This is a genomic window from Streptococcus rifensis (assembly GCF_053203525.1).
Window position 1 is genome coordinate 60651 of the sequence record NZ_JBRUCW010000013.1, and the last position, 6000, is coordinate 66650.

5 protein-coding genes are annotated in these 6000 nt (G+C 44.6%); all 5 read right to left on the reverse strand.

Annotated elements, in window-relative coordinates:
- Positions 1 to 561: 561 nt before the first annotated feature.
- Positions 562 to 2415 carry a proline--tRNA ligase gene (locus ACVRYP_RS08595; RefSeq protein WP_447468310.1) on the reverse strand — a complete coding sequence of 618 codons (1854 nt, stop codon included), beginning with the start codon at positions 2413 to 2415 and terminating at the stop codon, positions 562 to 564.
- Positions 2416 to 2460: 45 nt separating this feature from the next.
- Complete coding sequence (gene rseP, locus ACVRYP_RS08600) at positions 2461 to 3717, reverse strand: RIP metalloprotease RseP (RefSeq protein ID WP_447468315.1); 1257 nt, start codon at positions 3715 to 3717, stop codon at positions 2461 to 2463.
- Between the two features lie 27 nt (positions 3718 to 3744).
- Entirely contained in the window at positions 3745 to 4548 is an 804-nt protein-coding gene (locus tag ACVRYP_RS08605; protein WP_447468311.1) for a phosphatidate cytidylyltransferase, read from the reverse strand.
- 21 nt (positions 4549 to 4569) lie between these two features.
- Positions 4570 to 5325, reverse strand: coding sequence for an undecaprenyl pyrophosphate synthase (uppS, locus tag ACVRYP_RS08610; RefSeq protein WP_447468312.1), 756 nt, complete (start codon positions 5323 to 5325; stop codon positions 4570 to 4572).
- A gap of 106 nt (positions 5326 to 5431) precedes the next feature.
- Complete coding sequence (gene yajC / locus ACVRYP_RS08615) at positions 5432 to 5776, reverse strand: preprotein translocase subunit YajC (protein ID WP_447468313.1); 345 nt, start codon at positions 5774 to 5776, stop codon at positions 5432 to 5434.
- Positions 5777 to 6000: the final 224 nt, after the last annotated feature.

Consider the following 6000-nt stretch of genomic DNA (forward strand, 5'->3'; position numbering starts at 1 on the left):
GCTAGCTTCTATAGCGAAAAGAGTCACCTACAATCTATCCCCTTCAACCTCTCTGGTATACAACTCATCTTGTAAACTGACTGATTAACAATTTACATCAGAAAGCACCCCATAAAATACTAAACAGACTACCTCATTATTATACCGTTAACGACCAGAAAACTTGTTCCTATTTTATCATAATTGGCGAGGGAAGAAAAGACTGGCCAGCTATTGAGATCGCTCAATCTATTCGCCTCCAAAATCCGACGTCTCCCATCATCTTAATGACCAATCAATTTAACTACCCACTCTTCTATCGATCCCATCTCAGCCTGCTTTCTATCATTGACTTAGACTATCCTTTTGATGAGCTAACCGATTGTCTTTTCTATCTCAGCAGTGACATGTTTCCAGATTAGAGCAGCGAGCAAAGGGCAAGATTGAGATGGGATTGGTTGTCGTGGCCAATAATCTCCCTTATACAACAAACAATCGCATCAACCTAAAAAGAGAGACTCACCGAAAAGTGAATCTCTCTTTTTGAGCGAAAACTAGTTGTGTCTCGCTTCTTATCTGTGGTTATTGCTTATTCAAAATGGTCAAAGTTTCAATCAAGCTATCAGTATGCACTTCAATAGTGTCACCGGTTGCTTTAATTTTAACTTCAACGATGCCTTCTGCTGCTTTTTTACCGACCGTAACACGGATTGGAAGACCGATAAGGTCGCTGTCTGAGAATTTGACACCGACACGCTCATTACGGTCATCCGTCAAAACTTGGTAACCTGCTTTTTGAAGGTTCGCCTCAATAGTTGCTGTCACAGCATTTGACGCTTGGTCCTTGCTGTTGACCTCAACCACATGCACATCATAAGGCGCTAATTCTTTCGGGAAGTTGATCCCCCAAGCATAACGGTACTCGCCCTTAGGTGTCTTGTTGACAAAGAGGCGGGCATGCTGTTCTAGGACAGCCGAAAGCAGGCGGCTAACACCGATACCGTAACACCCCATGATCATTGGGATGGCACGGCCATTCTCATCCAAAACAAGACCATTCATGCTCTCGGTATAGCGTGTGCCCAGTTTGAAGATGTGCCCAATTTCAATACCACGGGCAAACTTAAGAATGCCTTTACCATCTGGTGATGGCTCACCTTCACGCACTTCGCGGAGGTCAACGTATTCAGCCTTGAAATCACGCTCTGGGTTCACCCCTGTCAAGTGGTAGCCATCTTCATTGGCACCAACCACCACATTAGCCACATCCTTGACACGACGGTCAGCAACGATGCGTGTGCCTTCTGGCAGACCAACCGGACCAAGTGAGCCAAAATCTGCTCCAAAGAAAGCCTTAGCTTCTGCATCTGTTGCTGGCTCCAAGATACCAGCTGCCAAGTGATTTTTAAGTTTCACGTCATTGAGCTGGTCATTGCCTACCATAAGAGCAACAACTGGCTCACCATCAGCCGTAAGAAGCAAGGTTTTAACGGTCTGTGCTTGGTCCACACCGAGGAAGGCTGCGACCTCATCAATCGATTTACAGTTTGGTGTTTCCACCTTGACTAATGCTTCTTGAGCCACCACTTTATTGGCTGGCTTGTAAAAGTCCGTAGCCATCTCAAGGTTGGCTGCATAATCCGATTCGCTCGAGTAAGCAATTGTGTCTTCCCCTGAGACAGACCAACTGAGGAGCTCTGCTTTGATTGCTTCCAAGACATCTTCAGGTAGCTCATCAAAGTTAGCGACAGACTTGTCTAACACCACCCAGTGAGATAGGTCTGTGCGGTCTGGGGTAATAGCCATAAATTCTTGACTATCCTTCCCACCCATGGCGCCACCATCACCAATAATAGCCTTGTAGTCTAGACCAGCTCGGTCAAAGATATTTTCATAGGCTTGCTTGTGGTCTAAATAACTCTGATCCAAACTCTCATAATCTGCATGGAAACTGTAAGAATCCTTCATAATGAACTCACGTGTCCGCAAAAGACCATTACGTGGGCGTTTTTCGTTACGGTACTTGGCCTGAATTTGATAAAGTGTCAAAGGCAATTGCTTGTAGGACTTGACCGAATCACGGACGATGGCAGTCAAGGTTTCTTCATGGGTCGGTCCCATGATAAACTCTGTGCCTTCACTGTTTTTAAGTTTGAAAAGGTCATCGCCATAAGTCTCATAACGGCCAGATTCTTTCCAGAGTTCTGAAGTAATCATAGCTGGCGCCAACATTTCAACCGCGCCAATCGCGTCAAATTCTTCTCGGATAATGGTCTTGATTTTTTCAATCACTCGGTTAGCAAGGGGCAAATAAGTATAACTCCCTGCTGAAATCTGACGAACATAGCCGGCACGGAGCATCAAGGCATGGCTGATAACCGAAGCATCGCTTGGCATTTCGCGAAGCGTTGGGATCAGCATTTTTGATTGTTTCATGAATAGTATTTCCTTTTTTATAATTATTAAATAGACGAATCGACCCTAGAAAAGGCGCATAATATCGTTCCAAGTAACCGCAATCATGAGCAAGATCATAAAGATTGCTCCGACCACTGTTACAGTACTTTCGACTTCCTTTTTAAGAGGTTTGCGACGGATAGCCTCAAGGATATTGAGGACAATCTTACCTCCGTCCAGAGCTGGGATTGGGATCAGGTTTACAATTCCCAGATTAATCGACAAGAGCGCAAGGAGGTGTAAAATACTTTCAAATCCACCCTTGACCGCCTCAGAGCTCACTTGGAAAATAGCAACGGGTCCACCTAATTGATCTAGACTCGGTCGAACCAACAGATTTTTAAGGGCATCTAAAATCGCAAAGGCCGCATTCCAAGAACTGGTTAAGCCCCCGACTAATTTGTCAACCAAGCCCGTCTTCATACCCGGCTGGACCCCAATATAGTAAGCCCCATCTTCCTCAATAGGCACAACCGTCGCTATTTTGGTCTGCCCATTGCGTTCATAGGTCACCTCAAGGGTCATCTCACCTGTCGCATTCTCAGTTGAAGCTGTCACCGCTTGGACAACACTGTCCCAATCGGTGACGGCATAGTCTCCGATTTGAGTGATAGCATCACCAGTCTCTATGCCTGCTCTTGCAATTGCGCCATCTTCCACCACACGCAGTTGATTGGTTTGCGTATCGACAACACCTCCCTGCATAAACACTAAGAGGGTAAAGACAATGATCCCTAAAATAAAGTTATTCATAGGGCCTGCAAAGTTGGTCATGATTCGCCCAGGCAAACTGGCATTTTGATATTGAACATCCAGAGGGGCAATCCGTACATCTGTCCCATCTTCTTCGACAATCGTCGCGTCATGATGAACAGGATAAGTTATCGTCTCATCAATAACCAGACCAGTCACTTCAAGTTTGTCTTCCAAATCGTAACTGGTAATATTCATGGGAAGACTGGTCATATCAACCTGTTTTTGAGACAGGTTAATGCGTGTCACCACTCCTTCTTCACTGAGAGTCAGGCTGGCTGCCTGTCCAGTCTTGATTTCAGTTGTATCTTCCCCCCAGCCTGCCATGCGGACATAGCCACCGACAGGCAAGATACGAATGGTATAAAGCGTCCCATCTTCTCCACGATGCGAGAAAATCTTAGGCCCCATCCCAATCGCAAACTCACGCACCAGAATGCCAGCCTTTTTGGCAAAATAGAAATGGCCAAATTCGTGAATCACCACGATAAGGCCAAAAATAAATAAAAATGCTAAAGCGTTTAAAATCAACGAAACTTACCTATCCTTTCTGCCTTAGAAAAGGCCGAAGAAATGCATAATGGGAAAAACAAAAATTAGGGAGTCAAAGCGATCCAAAATACCACCGTGACCTGGAATGACACGACCTGAATCCTTAACCCCATAATGACGTTTGAGAGCTGACTCAACCAAATCACCAAACTGAGCAAAGGCTGAGAAAACAGCTACCAGAAGCAACATAACCACATAAGAGTAACCTGCCTTCACACTAGGGAAAAAAATAAGATAAATTCCTGCGAAGATTAAAGCTGAGATAATGCCACCAAGAAAACCCTCTACCGTTTTTTTAGGCGAAACGCGCAATGCTAATGGACGACGGCCAAATTGACGCCCGACAAGATAGGCGCCACTATCGGTCACCCAGACCAAACAGAGAGCAAAGAAGAGGACCTCACGACTACTCATCTGAGCTAGCAAGAGAGCATGAAAGCCTAGACCCACATACACACTTGATGCGATTGGGTAAACCGCATCATCAAAAGTATAATCTCCAAATTGAATAACCGTAGCGCCTAAAATAACAAGCACCACGATGGAAAAGGCAGCATAATTACCACCTGTTGGTAAAAAAGGCAAATACTGTTCCAAAGGTAAGGTCAAAAGCAAGACTCCAAACATGGAAAGAACACCCTCCACCGAGGTCGGTGCAATCTGACGCATTTTTAAGAGTTCAGTCACTGCAACAACGGCCAAGAAACCGACCACTAGTTGTGAGAAAACACCACCAAACCACATAATTGGAACAAACAGAGCCAACGCAATACCGCCAAAAATAACGCGTTTCTGTAAATCTTTCATTTCATATCTCCTTTAGTTTCCCTAAATACCACCGAAGCGACGCTTCCGTTTGTTATAGGCCACAATGGCATCTCGAAAGGCTGCTTCATCAAAGTCAGGCCAGAGCACATCTGTGAAATAGAGCTCACTGTAGGCTGCCTGCCATGGTAAAAAATTACTCAATCGTAACTCCCCACTGGTCCGAATGATCAGATCTGGATCACGCAAGGTGCGAGGAAGGCTACGCGTTTGCAACTGATCCGAGATTAATTGCTCATCGATGTCGTCAGGGTTGTATTTGGCATCCAAAACATCCTGGGCAATCTGCTGCACCGCAGCAATAATTTCTGCACGGCCCCCATAATTGAGTGCAAAATTGAGGATAAGTCCTGTATTTAACTTGGTTAATTCTTCTGCTTTTTTGAGGGCGGAATGGGTCCCTGCTGGCAAACGATCCGTTTCCCCAATCATTTGAATTTTCACGTTGTTTTTATGAAGCTCTGGTACGTATTTATCGTAGAAATCCACTGGTAAACTCATAATAAAGGAAACTTCTGACTCTGGCCGAGACCAATTTTCAGTCGAAAAAGCATAAACCGTTAGGACCTGAACACCCATGTCGTTGGCAGCCTTTGCGACCTTATGGAGGGCCTCCATACCGGCCTTGTGCCCCATAATACGGGGTTGCATCCTTTTTTTAGCCCAACGCCCATTGCCGTCCATAATCACACCAACATGGTTTGGCACAACCTGTGGAACTTCCACCCGTGATTTTTGATTAAATTGAAATTTGAACATGTTCTTTTCCCGAAAATAGTATAATACGTCTCATTATACCACATCTTTGCCTAAAGAAAAAGCCAAGACCACCGTTCAAACACGGTCAGGCTTGGCTTTCAAAGATTTATTCTTCGATGATGGACTCTTCAGAAGACACAACCTCATCTGATACAGCGGTCTCAACAGGCTCTGCTGGTGACAGACTGTCCACTGCACCTGAGATAACGGTGCGAATTGCAGCACGCTCAAAGGTCAGGTAAACACCATCGATGTCAAGGGTTACTGTATTTACTTCAGTGTCAATGCTATCAACCACACCATATAACCCACCGATAGTCACCACCTTGTCCCCTGTTTTCATCCTGTTAAGCATGTCAAGACGGGCCTGTTGTTGTTTTTTCTGGCCACGCGCTGTAAAGAACATCATCCCTACCATTAAGGCCAACATAATTAAAAGTGAATAATTCATTATTTCCTCCTCAAACACAGCTTTCTGTGAGTATTTCTGCTATTATAGCAAATTTTAAAGCGTTTTAAAAGCCTAGGCTGTTAATTCTTCTAATTTATATCATTCGAAAGTGATAATGTCCTAGTTAGGTCGAAGGTAAAAATGTCCCATCTGTTATTCTAGTATCATGCAAAGGATAGACTTAACCATGACAGAAACAAGAAAATACCAGACCATTAAGGCTG